Origin of the sequence: Muricoccus roseus (genome assembly GCF_900141905.1) — a bacterium.
GTDB lineage: Bacteria > Pseudomonadota > Alphaproteobacteria > Acetobacterales > Acetobacteraceae > Roseomonas > Roseomonas rosea.
Map to the genome: position 1 here is coordinate 38,928 of NZ_FQZF01000030.1, position 16,234 is coordinate 55,161.

The following is a 16,234-nucleotide window of genomic DNA, read 5'->3' on the forward strand; positions in this document are numbered from 1 at the left end:
CATGGCCCGCTTCTTCATCGACCGCCCGGTCTTCGCCTGGGTCATCGCGCTCGGCATCATGCTGATCGGCGGGATCTGCCTGCGCGGCATGCCGATCGCGCAGTATCCCAACATCGCCCCGCCCGCGATCCAGATCTCGCTCACCTATTCCGGCGCCTCGGCCGAGACGGTCCAGAACACTGTCGTTCAGGTGATCGAGCAGCAGATGACGGGGCTCGACGGGCTGCTCTACTTCAGCTCGGACAGCAACCGGGACGGCAGCGTCAGCATCAAGCTCACCTTCGCCCAGGGTACCAATCCCGATATCGCCCAGGTGCAGGTGCAGAATAAGCTGGCCCTCGCGGAATCCCGGCTGCCCGAGACGGTGCAGCGGCAGGGCATCCGCGTGGCCAAGGCCAGCAGCAACTTCCTGATGGTGGTCGGCTTCATCTCCCGCGACGGCACCATGAACAATGCCGACATCGCGGATTACATCGCCTCCGCCGTGCAGGACCCCATCACCCGCACCCCGGGCGTGGGCGACTTCAACCTGTTCGGTTCGCAATATGCGATGCGGATCTGGCTCGATCCGGACAAGCTGAACGCCTATGGGCTGAACCCCTCTGACATCAGCACCGCGGTCGCCGCGCAGAATGTTCAGGTCGCCTCGGGCGAGATCGGCGCGCTGCCCGCCGTGCCGGGACAGCGGCTGACCGCCACGCTGATCGGCCCTTCCCTTCTCAACACGCCCGAGCAGTTCGGCGCCATCCTGCTGAAGACCAAGGCCGACGGGTCCCAGGTGCGGTTGCGGGACGTGGCCGAGGTGATGCTCGACGCCCAGAGCTTCAGCCCGAGCAGCCTGTTCAACGGGCGCCCGGCCGCGGGCATCGGCATCCAGCTGGCCAGCGGCGCCAATGCGGTGGGCACCGCCACCGCCGTCCGCGCCACGCTGGAGCGGCTCCGCCCGAGCTTCCCGGCCGGGCTGGAGGTTGTCTATCCCTTCGACACCACGCCCTTCGTGCAGATCTCGATCGAGGAGGTGGTGAAGGCGCTGATCGAGGCGATGATCCTCGTCTTCGTGGTCATGTTCATCTTCCTGCAGAACTTCCGGGCGACCCTGGTGCCGACGCTCGCCATCCCGGTCGTGCTGCTGGGCACCTTCGCGGTGCTCTCCTTCGCGGGATATTCGATCAATACACTCACCATGTTCGGCCTGGTGCTGGCCATCGGCCTGCTGGTGGACGACGCCATCGTGGTGGTGGAGAACGTGGAACGCGTGATGGAGCAGGAGGGGCTTGGCCCCCTCGAGGCCACGCGCAAGTCCATGGACCAGATCTCGGGCGCGCTGGTCGGGATCGCGCTCGTGCTCTCAGCCGTGTTCCTGCCGATGTTCTTCTTCGCCGGCTCCTCCGGCGTGATCTACCGGCAGTTCTCGCTCACCATCATCACCGCCATGACCCTGTCCGTGGTCCTGGCGCTCACCTTCACCCCCGCCCTCTGCGCCACACTGCTGCGCCGGCCGAAGCATGGCGAGCGGCGGGGCTTCTTCGGCTGGTTCAACCGCAACTTCGACCGCACGAACCGCGGCTACATCCGCGGCGTCGGCTACATGGCCAACCGCGCGCTGCGCTTCATGCTGGTCTATGCCGTGATCGCGGGCGCGATGGGCGTGCTCTACATGCGCCTGCCCTCCTCCTTCCTTCCGGCGGAGGACCAGGGCGTAATGTTCGTCCAGATCACCGCCCCGCCCGGCGCCACGGCCGAGCGCACGCAGCAGGCGGTGAATGCCGTGAACGACTACCTCCTGAAGGAGGAGGGATCCCGCGTGGAGGGCCTCATGGCCATCTCCGGCTTCAGCTTCGGCGGCCGTGGCCAGGCCTCCGCCATGGCCTTCGTCCGGCTCAAGCACTGGAACGAGCGTACCGCGCCGGCGGATTCGGTCTCCGCCATCGCGGGGCGGGTGATGCGCCACTTCTCCACCTACCGGGACGCGCAGATCTTCGCCTTCTCCCCGCCCGCGGTTTCGGAGCTGGGCAATGCCACGGGCTTCGACATGCAGCTGCTCGACCGCGGCGGGCTGGGCCATGCGGCGCTGACGGCGGCGCGTGACCAGCTGCTGGCGGCCGCCGCGCAGAGCCGGGTGGTGGTGGGCGTTCGCCCGAACAGCCTGAATGACGAGCCGCAGGTGAAGCTGGAGATCGACTGGGAGCGGGCGACATCCCTCGGCCTCTCCGTCGGTGACGTCACCAGCACCCTCTCGGCCGCCTTCGGCACCAGCTATGTCAACGACTTCCTGGACCGCGGCCGCGTGAAGCGCGTGTACATGCAGGGCTCCGCGCCCGCGCGCATGCTGCCGGAGGACCTGTCCAAGTGGCATGTCCGGAACAGCGCGGGGGAGATGGTCTCCTTCGGCGCCTTCGCCTCGGCGCGCTGGGAGGTCGGCTCGCCGAAGCTCTCCCGCTACAACGGCACGGATTCCATCGAGATCCTGGGCGATGCCGCCCCGGGCCAGAGCACTGGCGCGGCCATGGCCGAGATGGAGCGGCTGGCCGCCCAGCTGCCCGCCGGCATCGCAGTGGACTGGACCGGCCTTTCCTATGAGGAGCGTGCGGCGGGGTCGCAGGCGATGGCGCTCTACGCCGTCTCGCTGATCGTCGTCTTCCTCTGCCTGGCCGCATTGTACGAAAGCTGGGCCATCCCGGTCTCGGTGATGCTGGTGGTGCCGCTCGGCGTGTTCGGCGCCGTGGCGGCCACCATGCTCCGGGGCATGTCCAACGACGTGTACTTCCAGGTGGGCCTGCTCACCACCATCGGGCTCTCGGCGAAGAACGCCATCCTCATCGTGGAATTCGCGAAGGAGCACTTCGAAGCGGGCGAGAGCCTGCTGGATTCCGCCATCCATGCGGCCCGGGAACGCCTGCGGCCGATCCTGATGACCTCGCTCGCCTTTGTGCTCGGCGTGGTGCCGCTGGCCATCGCCACGGGCGCGGGCGCGGGCGGGCGCACCGCCATCGGCACGGGCATCATCGGCGGCGTCGTCACCGGCACGGTGCTGGCGGTGTTCTTCGTGCCGCTCTTCTTCGTGCTGGTGCTGAAGCTGTTCCGGACGAAGCGCCGTAGCGAGGCCCGGCCTGAGCCGGCCACCACCCCTGCACCCGCCGCGCCCGGGGGGGAGCACTGACATGGCCCGCCCGCTTCCCCTCCTCGCGCTCGGTGCCGCACTGCTGGCCGGCTGCTCGCTGGACCCGGGCTATGAGCGCCCTGGCGCGCCGGTGCCCGCGCAGTGGCCGCAGGGCGCCGCCTATGGCGCCCCGCAATCGGGCGAAAGCACCGCCGACAGCATCGGCTGGGAGAGCTTCTTCCTCGACCCCGGCCTGCGGCGCCTGGTCGGCCTCGCGCTCGAGAACAACCGGGACCTGCGGGTGGCGGCGCTGAACGTGGAGGCGGCCGAGGCGCAGTACCGCGTGGAGCGCGGCGACCTCTTCCCCTATCTCGGGGCCAGCGGCGCGGCGGATTACCTGGGCACGCCGGTCACGGGGAGCGATGGCCGGACCCGCTCCGTCACCAGCCGGAGCTTCAGCCTGGGGGCGGGCTTCACCGCCTGGGAAATCGACCTCTTCGGCCGCATCCGCAGCCTCTCCCGCGCGGCGCTGGAGGCCGCCTTCGCCCAGGCCGAGACAAGGCGGGCGACGCAGATCAGCCTCGTCGCGCAGGTGGCGGATGCGTATCTGGCCCTGCTCGCCAGCCGCGAGCTGCTGGCGCTGACGCGGCAGACGCTGGAGAGCCAGGAGGCCTCCTACCGCCTCACCCAGGCCACCGCCGCGGGCGGCACCACCACCGCTCTGGCGCTGCGCCAAGCCCAAACCTCGGTGGAGGCGGCGCGTGCCAACCTCGCCCTCTACACGCGCCAGGTGGCGCAGGCGGAGAACGCACTGGCGCTGCTGCTGGGCCAGCCCGTTCCTGCCGACCTTCCCGCGAGCACGACCCTCGCCTCCCCGCTGGTCACGGCGGATCTTCCGGCCGGCCTCTCCTCCACCGTGCTGCTGCGGCGGCCGGACGTGCTGGCGGCGGAGTACAGGCTGCTCTCGGCGAATGCGAATATCGGGGCGGCCCGCGCCGCCTTCTTCCCCACCGTCAGCATCACCGCCTCGGGCGGCACGGCGGGCACCGCGCTGTCGCGGCTGTTCCAGGCGGGCTCGGGGTCTTGGGCCTTCTCGCCGCAGATCAGCGTGCCGATCTTCACCGGCGGCATCAACGAGGCGACGCTGGACTACACGAAGCTGCAGAAGCGGGTCGAGATCGCGAATTACGAGAAGGCGATCCAGACCGCCTTCCGAGAGGTGGCGGATGCGCTGGCCGCCCGGGGCACCTATGGCAGCCAGGTGGAGGCCCAGCGGCGCCTGGCCGAGGCCTATGCCGACAGCTACAGGCTGGCCGAGCTCCGCTTCCGCAGCGGGGTGGACAGCTACCTCACCGTCCTCGATTCCCAGCGCAGCCTGTACGGCGCGCAGCAGGCCCTGATCACCTTGCGCCAGGAACAGCTCTCAAGCCTGGTCACCCTGTACAAGGTCCTGGGCGGCGGCTGGCAGCCCGTGGCACCTGCCCCACGGTCCTGAGGCAGGGCGGCGGGCCGCGCCGCGCCGGCCTGTCGTCCCTCACAAAAACGTTATTTCACTTCCGCATCCTACGCCAGGCCTCCCGTTAAAGGCGAGTTAAACTGCGCCTGGTTTCCACGGGCCGAATCTGCGTCCGGCGGGCTGGGGGGAAGCAGGACGTTATGGCGACGGAGTTCCTTGTCTCGGATGTCGCGAGCCTGAATGCGGCCATCGCCAGCATTTCTTCCGGCGGGGCGGATTCCAATCCCGATACGGCCTACAGCATCACCGTCACGGCCGACATCCTCCTCGCGCAGGAAATGCTCGCCATCAACCTCGCCGCGGGCAGTTCCCTCACCATCGCGGGCGGCGGCCATGTGCTCGACGGCGGCGACGCGCATCGCGGCTTCTTCGTCTACAGCGGCAGCGTCCGCATCGAGGACCTGTCGATCCAGAACACCCTCGCCGAAGGCGGGGATGGAGGCGGGGGGCGGGGACGGGGCGGCGGCGGCGCGGGCCTCGGTGGCGGGCTGTTCGTGGCGACCGGAGCGGATGTCACCCTGCGCGACGTGACCTTCGCCGACAACGCGGCGCGCGGCGGCGCGGGGGGTGCGGTCAGCACCGGCTCGGCCGGCGGCGGCGGCGGCGGCATGGGCGGTGACGGAGGGGACAACTTCCTCTCCAATGGAGCGGGCGGCGGCGGCATCGGCAAGGGGGCCGCGGGGGCGGATGCCGGTGTCGGCACCACCACGACGGGCATCGTCCCCGGCCTGGCCTCGGGCGGCGGCGCCGCCGGCACCGAGCCGAACAACGTGGACCTCCACACCGCGGGCGGGGGCGGCGGCATCGGCGGCGCGCCCGGCACCACCGCCGGCGGCACCGCAGGGGGCTTCGGCGGCGGGGGTGGCGGCGGCAGCCTGAATTACAACTCCGCCACCGGCTATAGCTGGACCGCCGGCGGGAATGGCGGCTTCGGTGGCGGCGGCGGGGGCGGCGGGGATGCCGCCGGCGGCAATGGCGGCTTTGGCGGCGGCGGGGGCGGCGGCCTCGCCAACCCCGGCGAAGGCGGCTTCGGCGGCGGGAATGCCAGCCAGTATGTGGGCGGCGGCGGGCTGGGCGCGGGCGGCCAGATTTTCGTGCAGGAAGGCGGCAGCCTCACCATCGAAGGCGGCAGCCTGTCCGGCGGCACGGTGGCCGGCGGGGCGGCGGGCGGCACGGGCGCGGGTGCCGGCTCCGCCTTCGGCAGCGGCCTCTTCCTGCAGGGCAGCGGCACCGTCCAGCTCGCCGGCAGCGAGGACGGGGCGCTGACGATCGCCGACCTCATCACCGACCAGGCGGGATCGGTCTCCGGCGCCAGCGGCGCCTATGCGCTGTCCATCACCGGCGGCACCGTCATCCTCACCGCCGCGAACACCTATTCGGGCGGCACCACCATCGGCGACGCCACGCTCATCGCCGAAGGCGCGGCGCGGCTCGGCCGTGGCGCCGTCACCTTCCTCGAGGGCGCGGACAGCACGCTGCATGTCGGCACGCTCAATGCCGGCAACATCCTCGTCAACTTCGACCTCGGGGACACGCTGGACCTCGACAACTTCGATTTCACCGGCGGCACCACCGCCAGCTTCGACGGCACGCGGCTCACGGTGTCCAGCGGCGCGCAGACCACGGTCGTCACGCTGCAGGGCGTGGAGGCGGGTACGCGCTTCCTCGTGGGGGAGGACAGCGACGGGAGCGCGCTCATCACGGTCTTCGACCCCGACGCGCCGGTGGAGACGAACTTCACCGTGGGGAGCGCCGATGCGCTGAACCTCGCCCTCAGCCTCATCGGCGAAGGCGGCCTCTACGCCCAGGCCGGCACGGCCTACACCATCACCCTCACGGCCGACCTGCTCCTGGTCGAGGATCTCTGGGCCATCGACCTGCTGGCGGGGTCCACGCTCTCCATCCAGGGCAATGGCCATGTTCTGGACGGCGCGGGCCTTTATCGCGGGCTGTTCGTCGCGGAAGGCGAGGTCTCGATCGAAAGCCTGACCATTCAGGATGCCCGGGCCAAGGGCGGCAACGGCGCCGCGGGCTGGGCCGGCGGCGGCGGGGGCGCGGGGCTGGGCGGCGGCCTTTTCGTCGCCTCCGGGGCGCAGGTCACGCTCCATGATGTCAGCTTCCTCGACAACCGGGCCGTCGGCGGGAACGGCGCCTATTACAACAGCGCCGATGCCGGCGGTGGCGGCGGCGGCATGTGGGGCAACGGCGTCGCGGGCAACGGCGCGACGGCGGGCGCGGGCGGCAGCGGCGTGCGCGGCGCGGATTTCGGGGCTGGAACGACGGGCGGCCTCGCCAGCTCGACCAGCAATGTCCCGGCTCCGGCCGAGTTCGGCGGCGGCGGCGGCGGCGGCGGCACCAATCCCGGCCGCATCACCGTGGGCTATAATGGCGGCGCGGGCGGCTTCGGCGGGGGCGGCGGCGGCGGCGGCCCGACCGGTGGGGCGGGCGGCTTCGGCGCGGGCGCCGGGGCTTCGGGCTCCGTGAGCTTCAGCAGCACCTCCTATTGGGGCGGCGGCGGTGGCCTCGGCGCCGGCGGGCAGATCTTCGTCCAGGAAGGCGGCGTGCTCACCCTTTCGGGCTCGGCCAGCCTGGAGGGCGGTGCCGTCACGGGCGGTACGCGGGGCTCCAGCCGCGCGGGCAACGGCTCGGCCTTCGGCGACGGCATCTTCATCCAGGGCAGCAGCACCCTCCATCTCGCGCCCGGGCCGGGGGAGACGCTGCTGATCGATGACGTCATCGCGGACCAGTCCGGCTCCGGCGGCACCGGGACGAGTGCGGGTGCGGCCAGCCTGATGATCACTGGCGGCGGCACGGTCCGCCTTTCCGCCGCGAACACCTATGCCGGCGGCACCACCCTCGGGGATGCCACGCTGGAGATCGCGGAGACGGGTACGGCCGGCAGCGGCGCCGTGACCTTCGCCGGCCCCGAGGACAGCACGCTGAGGATCGAAAGCAGCAGCTTCGGCAACTTGCTGGAGGGTTTCAGCCGGGGCGACGTGATCGACCTTCAGGCCATTTCCTTCACCAGCCCCGCGGGCTTCACCCGGAACGGGGAGGTCGTGACGGTCTTCGACGGCACGACCACGCTCGAGCTGCATCTGGTGGGTGCCGCAGGTCCGCTGATCATGGATCAGGATGGGGATGGCAGCGCGCGCCTGCGCGTGGGGCAGGAGGCGGTGGTCACGTCTCCCGGCCGCACCGACTTCCAGCCTTCGGGGCTGATCGAAGTCGCGGCCATCACCTTCGCCGCCGGGGCCCATTCCGAGGCCGTGCTCGCGGATGCGCAGCTCTGGTCGATGGTGCAGGTCACGGGGGATGAGAGCGAGAACCGCGTCACGGTGAACATGGTCGCGCCCGGCAGGCTGGATCTCTCGGGCTGGCGCTTCGCCGAATGGTCCATCGGCCTGGATATCCTGGCTATCAACGGCACGGATGGCGCGGACGACATCACCGGCACGGAGTTCGATGACCGCATCACCGGCGGGCAGGGCAATGACAGCCTTGCCGGCGGCACCGGCGACGACTCCTATTTCGTCTCCGGCATCGGCACCACGGTGTCCGAGGCGGCGGGCGGGGGCGTGGATACCGTCCTGGCCCTGGTGGATTTCACCCTCGCCGAAGGCTCGGCGGTGGAGGTGCTGCGCGCGGTGGGGGGCGGCGGGCTTCAGCTGGCCGGTAACGAACTGGCCAATTGGCTCGTCAGCAGCGGCGCTGGCATCGGCGACGCGCTGGCCGGCGGCGGGGGCAATGACAGCTATGTCGTGCGCAGCGTCGCCGACACGGTTCTCGAGGGGATCGGCCAGGGCATCGACACCGTCATCGCGGGCGTCAGCTACACGCTGGCGGCCGGATCCGAGATCGAGGTGCTCCGCGCCGATCCCGGCGCGGCGGGTCTGGCGCTGACGGGCAACGAATTTGCCAACCGCCTCGTCAGCGGCGGCGCGGAGGACACGCTGGCCGGTGCCGGGGGCAACGACCTCTACTACGTCGACAGCGCCGGGGACGAGGTGCTGGAGCAGACCGGAGAGGGCATCGACACGGTCTTCGCCAGCAGCTCCTGGACCCTGGGGGCCGGGCAAGCGGTGGAGATCCTGCGCGCGAATGCCGGGGGCGAGGGCATCACGCTCACCGGCAACGAGCTGGCCAACATCCTGCACAGCGGCGCGGGGCTGGACGTGCTCGCCGGCGGCGCGGGCAACGACACCTACTATGTCGGCGATTCCGGCGACACCGTGCTGGAGATGGCTGGCGGCGGCACGGATACGGTCTATGCCGGCAGCGATTTCACGCTCGCCCCGGTGCAGGAGATCGAGGTTCTGCGTGCCAGTGCCGGCAGCACCGGCCTGGGCCTGACGGGCAACGCCTTCGCCAACCGCATCATCGGCGGCGCTGGTGGCGACACGATCGCCGGCGGCCTGGGCCAGGACACGCTGACGGGCGGCTCGGGCGAGGACAGCTTCGTCTTCACCGGCCTGGCCGATAGCCCGGCGAGTGCGGCGCGCGACTACATCAGCGACTTCGTCTCCGGCGAGGACCGGATCGACCTTTCCGCCATCCAGGCGGTGGAGGGTGCGGATTCCGACCAGGCCTTCACCTTCCTCGGCACCGGCCGCTTTACCAAGCAAGCGGGCCAGCTGCACCAGATCACGGCCGGGTCCAACACCATCGTCGAGGGCGATGTGAACGGCGATGGGCGGGCCGACTTCCAGATCCTGGTGAAGGGCCTGCTCACGCTGCAGGAAGGCGACTTCGTGCTTTAGTGGCCGGTTCGCCTTCTCGCTCAGCCCCGCCGGAAATCCAGAACGCGGGAGCGATGCGAGGCGAGGCGAAGCTGGCCGCCGGGTTGCAGCCAAAGGAGAGGCCGTGCCCGCCAGGGGCCATGCCGCCGGTCCGCCAGCGCCCGCCCGCCCGGCAGGGGGCGCAGGGCCTCGGCGCCGCGCGGATGGATGCCCGGCATGCGCGCCGCGCCATCGGGCCGCACCTCGAGCGATACGTCGAAGGCATCGTTCCGCCAGGTCCCGACCAGGGCCGGGTCCAGCGCCGTTCCGCCCGGTACGGGCAGCAGGCGCCGGGCGACGCCCCCGATGCGCCCTTCGATCGCGCCGCCCTCCCCCAGGCGGAGCGAGGCTTCCAAATAGGCGGGCAGGGTGCGCGCGCCGGCTCCATCGGCGAAGAGCCGGTCGGTCACGCCCATGAAGGTCACCGTCTCGCCCTCCACCTCCGCCCAGGCCTCGCCCGATGCCTCGGCATAGAGGCCGGGGGGAAGGGCGGCGGGCTGGGGGAGCGGGCGGGCGGTCATCGCGGCCATCACGCGCAGGGCGAGCCAGAGCGGGTCCGTATCCTCGCGGTTGGAGAGAAGGGCGACGCCGCAGCCCAGCGCCGGGGCCATGAGGAGATGCGTCTTGATGCCGGGGAGGGAGCCGCCATGCCCGATCAGCTCAAGCCCATCCAGCGACAGCGCGGAAAGACCCGTCCGGTAGAAGCTCTCCGCGCCATCGGGGAAGCGGCGCGGTGCCGAGAGGCGGGCGAGCATGCCGGCCAGGGGGCCGCGCCCGGCCAGCAGGGCGGAACCCCAGCGTGCCAGGGCCTCCGCGCTGCCCGCCAACCCGCCGGAGGGGGAGAAATGCAGGCCGTACCGGCCGCGCCGCCACCCCATGCCGTCATGCCAATAGGGCGTGGCGAGGCCCGGCACGGGGGAGGCTTCGTCCTCGGGGAAGGCCACATCCTCCAGGCCCAGCGGCGTGAGCACGAGGCGGCGCAGGGCCTGGGCGTAGCTCTCCCCTCCCCGGGCGCCTCCCCTGGCCGCGAAGGCGGCGGCCACCAGCCGCCAGCCGGTGTTGGAATAGGCCATCTCCACCCCCGGCGGGCCTCCCGTGCCCGGCAGGCGGCGGCAGAGCTGCAGCAGCTCGGCCTCCGAAAGGCCGGCGGTGAAGGGGACGCCGAGCAGCCAGAGCGTCTCCATCAGGTCCGGAATGCCGCCGGTCATGTCGAGCGCCCGTTCGAGCGGGACGGCGGCCAGGGACGAGGGCAGGCCGGGCACCAGCTGGCCCAGCGGCGCCGCCCCGTCGAAGCCGGCGAGCAGGGCCGTGGCGGCGCAGAAGGACTTGCTGATGGAGGCCCAGCGGCTCGGCGTGGCGGGGGTGAAGGGGATGCCGTGCTCCAGGCTGGCGAGACCGCCGGCCGCCGCCCCGCGGATGCCTTCCGTGTCGAAGAGGACCATGGCGCCGCCCGGCCCGGCCTCCCCGGACCAGGCCGCCGCGATGGCGTTTGCTTCGGCGATGGCGCGGGACAGCTCGGGTTCGTTCATGCCCGCATGCTCCCGCGCCGCGTCGCGGATGGCCAGATCGGAGCCACCCGGGGCAGGCCTGCCAGAGAATGTTCGCGCCCGGTTCCCGGCACTGCTACAACCCCGGCTTCCAGCCCGGGCTCCCGCGGTGCCGCCCGGAAGGACCCGGCCGGTCCCCCTCGCCCGGCATGCCGCACCCTCCCCGCAGATTCACGACAAGGCACCACCATGGCCAATCTCCCGCCCCTTCCGCCCGCCGGCCGAGCGCCCCAGGGCGGCAAGAACGCCGCTTCGGGCAAGGCGAACCCCAAGGATGCCCGCGCGGGCGGGGGCGGCGGCAACGGCGGCAAGCAGGGCGGCGTGAGCAGCGCGACCCAGAGCAACCGCAAGCAGGGCGACCGCTAAGAGCGCCAGCGCGACGCCGCGCGGCGAGGCGGTTCAGTCCTTCGGTTCAGTCCTCTGGGCGGTCGCTGAGGGCGGGCGCGGCCACGGCCCCGGAAAGGCGCGTCCCCTCCCCCAGCCGGATGGTTCCGTCCGCCTGAGGTACGGCGAGGGGCGCGACCAGGATCTCCGCGCTGTTCCCGCTCACCCCCAGGGCGCGCGCGACCGGCGGGGTGATGTCGAGCAGCCGCCCCGCGCTGGCCGGGCCGCCTGGCCGGACCTGGATGATGGTCGAGCGCCCGTTCCGCAGGTTCTGCACCCGCGCGGTCGTGCCCTGCGGCAGCACGCCGCTCACCCCCACCGCCGGCATGGAGGCCAGGGCCGGGTCGTCCAGCACCCTGGCCTGGGTCTGCCGTGCCTTGCCGGAGCGGTCCGCGGGCTGCCGCGGCGGCGACGGGCGCGGGGCCACCTCGATGATGGCGCCGCCGCCGCGCTCCTGGGGGGCGGCGGCCGCCCCCTCGACCAGCAGGAGGGAGACGAGCGCCGCGGCCAGCCCTGCCATCTTGCGGCGCATCATGCCTCTCCTCCTGCTCCGGGCGGGTCCCAAGGGCGTTCCTCGGTCACGATCGTCACGCCAGCATCGCAGCATCCGGTTTCGTCGCCGTTGCCGATGACCCTCCGGTATGTCGTCGCTCGCGGGGCCGATGAGAAGACCGGGTTGTAACCGGCATCGGCTCCGTGAAGCGTGTCCTTCGGGCCATCATGGCTGCTCGATCCGCCCACGACATGGAAGGTGGGCGCCCCCGGAGCCAGGCGACCCCGCTCCGGATCGGGCATAGGGGCGCTTGCCGGGCGCAGCCTCCCTGCCCAGGATCGCCCCGGGGCTCCTGCCCGCGCCGCGGCTCATCCGCTCGGGCCCGCTTGCACGGCGCGCCACGAATCGAGCCCTGGGGAGGACGACATGGCCGACATCCAGGACGAAGCCATCCAGCAGGGCATGGACAGCTTCGTGGCGACCTTCGGCCGCGTGCCTGAGAATTTCCAGCTTCTCGCGGAACACGCGCCGGGCGCCTTCGCCGGCTATGGGCTGATGCGCAGCTTCGTGATGCGGGACCATGGGGATGGCGGCGCGCTGGACCTGAAGACGAAGGAGCTCATCTTCGCCCTGCTCGACACGCTGGCGGGGCAGACCACGGGGGCCAAGAACCACGCGGCGGCGGCGATGCGGCTCGGCCTCACCTTGCCGGAGCTGGCGGAAGGGCTCGTGCAGGTCATGATGGTCGGCGGGATCACCACCTGGAATCTCACCGGCGCCGCGGTGATGAAGCACTGCAGGGACATCGAGGGCTGAGGCAGCCCCGCCGGGCCGCCCCCCCCCTGTCGCGCCCGGCCCGATGCGGGATACCGTCCCCTCCGGGGAGGACGCGAGGAACATGGGTGCTTGGGCTTGGATCGGGCCGCGGCTCGAAGGCGTTCCGGCAGGCGGGCCGGCAGGCTCGTCGGCACGGGAGCGTGAGCGGCAGGGGATCGCCGGGGCCGTCGCGGCATGACGGGGGCGAGCGGCGGCGTGCTGTCCGGCCTGCGCGTCGTTGAGGTCTCCGCCTTCATCGCGGCGCCGATCGGGGGCATGACCCTCGCGCAGCTGGGCGCGGATGTGATCCGGATCGACCCGATCGGGGGCAATATCGACTATCGCCGCTGGCCGCTCTCGCCCGGAGGCACGAGCCTGTACTGGACCGGGTTGAACAAAGCCAAGCGCTCCGTCGCGCTCGCCCTGAACCGGCCCGAGGGGCAGGAGATCGCCCGTGCGCTGATCTGCGCGGGCGGCGAGGAGGCCGGCATTCTTCTCACCAACCTGCCCGCCAGCGGCTGGATGAGCCATGCCGCGCTTTCGGCGCACCGGCCCGACCTCATCATGCTCCGCCTGATCGGCAATTCCGACGGATCGGGCGCGGTGGACTACACCGTGAACAGCGCCACCGGCTTTCCCATGGCGACGGGCCGCGGGGAGGAGCCGGTGAACCATGTGCTGCCGGCCTGGGACATCGCCGCCGGCCTTTATCTCGCCACCGGCCTGCTCTCGGCCGAGCGGGTGCGCCGGCGGGAGGGGCGCGGGCAGGAGGTGGTGCTGGCGCTCTCCGATGTCGCCTTCGCCTCGGTGGCCAATCTCGGCTACGTGGCCGATGTGCAGGTGAACGGCGCCGTGCGCCCGCCCATGGGCAACGAGCTCTACGGCGCGTTCGGGCGGGACTTCGCGACGAAGGACGGGCGGCGCGTGATGATCGTCGCCATCTCCAACCGGCAATGGCGCGCGATCGGCAAGGTGACGGGCCTTGCCGAGAAGCTCGCAATGATCGGGCCCATGCTGGATGTGAACCTGGACGAGGAAGGTGGGCGCTTCGAGGCGCGGCACGCCATTGCCGCCGTGCTCGCCCCCTGGTTCGCGCGGCACAGCCTGGCCGAAGTGGCGCGGCTGTTCGAGGGCAGCGGCATCCTCTGGGGCCCCTATCAGGATTTCGGGCAGCTGGTGCGGGAGGACCCGCGCGTCTCCACCGCCAATTCCCTTTTCGCAGAGATCGAGCAGCCCGGCGTGGGTCGGATCCTGGCGCCGGGCGTGCCGCTCGCCTTCTCCGCTAACCCCCGCCCGGCTCCCCGCCCGGCTCCACGCCTCGGCGAGCATAGCGACGCGGTTCTGGCCGAGGTGCTGGGCCTGTCCACCGCCGCCATCGGCAAGCTGCACGATGACGGGGTGGTGGCCGGACCCGATGGAGGCTGAGATGAACGCTCTGACCGACGACATCGCCCTTTCCGACTACGGGGCCGCCCTCGCCGCCGCCGAACGCCTCCTCGAGGAAGGCCGCCGCGCCGTGGAGACCCTGGTTGCGCCCACGGGCAGGCCCGATGCCGCGCTGATGGACCGGCACCAGTTCGCCCTGCATGGGCTCGCCTGGCAGGTCGCCTATGTGGAGGCGCTGCGCCAGACCCTGCGCTGGGCCCGCCGCCTGGCCGAGACCGGGGCGCTGCGCCGGACCGAGGCGGCGATCCTGCGCCTGGGCTTCGCGGAGTATTCCGCCCAGCTGGCCGGCGGCATCCCCATGAGCCAGACGGAGGTGGTCCGCCCGTCCGATCTCGGCATCCCGCCCGAAGCCGTGGCGCGATTCCTGGCAGAGCCCGTGCTGGCGCGCCTTTCCGCCCCGGCCGGGCTCGAGGCCGCGCGGCTCGTTCTGGCCGGGGCCGTCGCGGCCGGCGATTACGGTGCGATCGGCCTGGAAGACGAGGCGCTGGAGGCCACGCGCGACAGCTTCCTGCGCTTCACCGCCGCCGAGGTGACGCCCCATGCCCAGGACTGGCACCAGCGGGACGAGCTGATCCCGCTCGACCTGATCGGCAAGCTGTCCGAGATGGGCGTGTTCGGCCTGACCATCCCGGAGGAGTTCGGCGGGCTCGGCCTGGGCAAGGTAGCCATGTGCCTCGTCTCGGAAGCGCTGAGCGGCGGCTATATCGGCGTCGGCTCCCTCGGCACGCGCTCCGAGATCGCCGCCGAGCTGATCCGCCTCGGCGGCACGGAGGAGCAGAGGCGGCGCTGGCTGCCCAGCATCGCATCCGGCGAAACGCTGCCGACGGCCGTGTTCACCGAACCGAACACCGGATCGGATCTCGGCAACCTCCGCACCCGCGCGGTGCGGGAGGGCGATGTCTACAAGGTCTATGGCGCCAAGACCTGGATCACCCATGGCTCGCGATCGGACCTGATGACATTGCTCGTCCGCACGGGCCCGGCGGATTCCGGCTACAGGGGCCTCTCCATGTTCCTGGCCGAGAAGCCCAGGGGCACGGAGGAGAACCCCTTCCCCGCCCCGGGCATGAGCGGCGCCGAGATCCCGGTGCTCGGCTATCGCGGCATGAAGGAATACGAGATCGGCTTCGACGGCTTCGAGATTCCGGCCTCCTCCCTGCTCGGCGGGGTGGAGGGCCAGGGCTTCCGGCAGCTGATGGAGACCTTCGAAAGCGCGCGCATCCAGACAGCGGCGCGCGCGCTGGGTGTCGCGCAGAACGCGATGGAGCTTGGCGTGGCCTATGCCACCACGCGCGAGCAGTTCGGCCGCCCGATCCTCCACTTCCCCCGCGTGCATGCCAAGCTCGCCTGGATGGCGGCCGAGACGATGATGGCGCGCCAGCTCAGCTACTTCGCCGCGCGCACCAAGGATTCCGGCCAGCGCTGCGACATGGAGGCGGGCATGGCCAAGCTTCTGGCCGCGCGCGTCGCCTGGTCCAATGCGGATTCCGCCCTGCAGATCCATGGCGGCAACGGCTATGCGATCGAATACCCGATCAGCCGCGTGCTGTGCGACGCGCGCATCCTCTCCATCTTCGAGGGGGCGGCGGAAATCCAGGCTCAGGTCATCGCGAAGGGTCTGCTGGGCCGCGTGAACTAGGAAGGCCGGGGCGTTTCACCGCTGCGCGATGGCCTGCCTCCGCGGCATCGGAGCATCCCGTTGCTCCAGGTGCCGACGGAGGAGAGCCATGTTGCGCAGGTTGGCGCGAAAGAAGACATCGCCGACGGCGCCCGCCACCGGCACGGCGCTGATGAGTGCGTCGAGGCCGACATTGCCGATCATCCGCAGCAACGTGCCGGGTGAGACGCCGAGCCGGCGGGCCTCCCAGATCACATAGGCGGAGACCGCCGTGGACACGGCCGGCCCGAGGGCCGGCACAAGGCTGAGAAGGGCATCGGCCCCGAAGCGGATTCCCAGCCCCGGGATCCGCCACTGGCTGTCGAAAAGGCGCGCGATCGTCTCCAGGCGGCGCTGCCGCCTTTCGTCCTGTGCCGCGAGCCCCGGCGGGAAGCCGGTAGGGGTCCTGCCGCTTCGCATGATGCTCCTGCCGACAGGGCCGATCCCGCCGCGACCTGCATAACGTCCGCAGAAGGGGCATCGTTGGTGCGGGTGGC

General features: G+C 71.5%; 10 protein-coding genes. 7 read left to right on the plus strand and 3 right to left on the minus strand.

The features are described from left to right. The first annotated feature begins 1 nt into the window (after position 1). The 3 genes from BUB97_RS20395 (at position 2) to BUB97_RS27300 (ending at position 9,376) form a co-directional block, all read left to right on the plus strand. A complete protein-coding gene (locus BUB97_RS20395; RefSeq protein WP_073138193.1) occupies positions 2–3,160 on the plus strand; it encodes an efflux RND transporter permease subunit in 3,159 nt (1,052 codons plus the stop codon). A 1-nt stretch (position 3,161) separates the two neighbouring features. Continuing rightward, positions 3,162–4,595 carry an efflux transporter outer membrane subunit gene (locus tag BUB97_RS20400; protein WP_073138195.1) on the plus strand — a complete coding sequence of 478 codons (1,434 nt, stop codon included), beginning with the start codon at positions 3,162–3,164 and terminating at the stop codon, positions 4,593–4,595. Positions 4,596–4,756: 161 nt separating this feature from the next. Then, positions 4,757–9,376: a calcium-binding protein gene (locus BUB97_RS27300; protein ID WP_073138196.1), complete on the plus strand. Its 4,620-nt coding sequence runs from the start codon at positions 4,757–4,759 to the stop codon at positions 9,374–9,376. Between the two features lie 20 nt (positions 9,377–9,396). On the opposite strand, the gene BUB97_RS20410 is transcribed toward BUB97_RS27300, so the two are convergent. Then, positions 9,397–10,923, minus strand: a complete 1,527-nt coding sequence (locus BUB97_RS20410; protein ID WP_073138198.1) for a serine hydrolase domain-containing protein — start codon at positions 10,921–10,923, stop codon at positions 9,397–9,399. Positions 10,924–11,130: 207 nt separating this feature from the next. Between BUB97_RS20410 and BUB97_RS26355 the strand changes: the two genes are divergently transcribed. Further along, positions 11,131–11,307 carry a hypothetical protein gene (locus tag BUB97_RS26355; protein ID WP_175562694.1) on the plus strand — a complete coding sequence of 59 codons (177 nt, stop codon included), beginning with the start codon at positions 11,131–11,133 and terminating at the stop codon, positions 11,305–11,307. 46 nt (positions 11,308–11,353) lie between these two features. Here the strand turns inward: BUB97_RS26355 and BUB97_RS20415 are convergent, their stop codons facing one another. Continuing rightward, entirely contained in the window at positions 11,354–11,860 is a 507-nt protein-coding gene (locus tag BUB97_RS20415; protein ID WP_073138200.1) for an RlpA-like double-psi beta-barrel domain-containing protein, read from the minus strand. Between the two features lie 384 nt (positions 11,861–12,244). Between BUB97_RS20415 and BUB97_RS20420 the strand changes: the two genes are divergently transcribed. The 3 genes from BUB97_RS20420 to BUB97_RS20430 all read left to right on the plus strand — a co-directional run bounded on the left by BUB97_RS20420 (position 12,245) and on the right by BUB97_RS20430 (position 15,719). Next, on the plus strand, positions 12,245–12,634 hold the full coding sequence (locus BUB97_RS20420; protein WP_073138202.1) for a carboxymuconolactone decarboxylase family protein: 390 nt from the start codon (positions 12,245–12,247) through the stop codon (positions 12,632–12,634). 195 nt (positions 12,635–12,829) lie between these two features. Further along, complete coding sequence (locus tag BUB97_RS20425; RefSeq protein WP_073138204.1) at positions 12,830–14,059, plus strand: CoA transferase; 1,230 nt, start codon at positions 12,830–12,832, stop codon at positions 14,057–14,059. Between the two features lies 1 nt (position 14,060). Then, complete coding sequence (locus BUB97_RS20430; RefSeq protein ID WP_073138206.1) at positions 14,061–15,719, plus strand: acyl-CoA dehydrogenase family protein; 1,659 nt, start codon at positions 14,061–14,063, stop codon at positions 15,717–15,719. 15 nt (positions 15,720–15,734) lie between these two features. Here the strand turns inward: BUB97_RS20430 and BUB97_RS20435 are convergent, their stop codons facing one another. Beyond that, positions 15,735–16,157 (minus strand): DUF4112 domain-containing protein, encoded by a 423-nt coding sequence (locus tag BUB97_RS20435; RefSeq protein WP_073138208.1) that lies wholly within the window; start codon positions 16,155–16,157, stop codon positions 15,735–15,737. Positions 16,158–16,234: the final 77 nt, after the last annotated feature.

Bases quoted from the DNA above. Each gene is read 5' to 3' on its own strand.
- BUB97_RS20395 (WP_073138193.1), top strand. From the start codon at position 2: ATGGCCCGCTTCTTCATCGACCGCCCGGTCTTCGCCTGGGTCATCGCG.
- BUB97_RS20400 (WP_073138195.1), top strand. From the start codon at position 3,162: ATGGCCCGCCCGCTTCCCCTCCTCGCGCTCGGTGCCGCACTGCTGGCC.
- BUB97_RS27300 (WP_073138196.1), top strand. From the start codon at position 4,757: ATGGCGACGGAGTTCCTTGTCTCGGATGTCGCGAGCCTGAATGCGGCC.
- BUB97_RS20410 (WP_073138198.1), bottom strand. From the start codon at position 10,923: ATGAACGAACCCGAGCTGTCCCGCGCCATCGCCGAAGCAAACGCCATC.
- BUB97_RS26355 (WP_175562694.1), top strand. From the start codon at position 11,131: ATGGCCAATCTCCCGCCCCTTCCGCCCGCCGGCCGAGCGCCCCAGGGC.
- BUB97_RS20415 (WP_073138200.1), bottom strand. From the start codon at position 11,860: ATGATGCGCCGCAAGATGGCAGGGCTGGCCGCGGCGCTCGTCTCCCTC.
- BUB97_RS20420 (WP_073138202.1), top strand. From the start codon at position 12,245: ATGGCCGACATCCAGGACGAAGCCATCCAGCAGGGCATGGACAGCTTC.
- BUB97_RS20425 (WP_073138204.1), top strand. From the start codon at position 12,830: ATGACGGGGGCGAGCGGCGGCGTGCTGTCCGGCCTGCGCGTCGTTGAG.
- BUB97_RS20430 (WP_073138206.1), top strand. From the start codon at position 14,061: ATGAACGCTCTGACCGACGACATCGCCCTTTCCGACTACGGGGCCGCC.
- BUB97_RS20435 (WP_073138208.1), bottom strand. From the start codon at position 16,157: ATGCGAAGCGGCAGGACCCCTACCGGCTTCCCGCCGGGGCTCGCGGCA.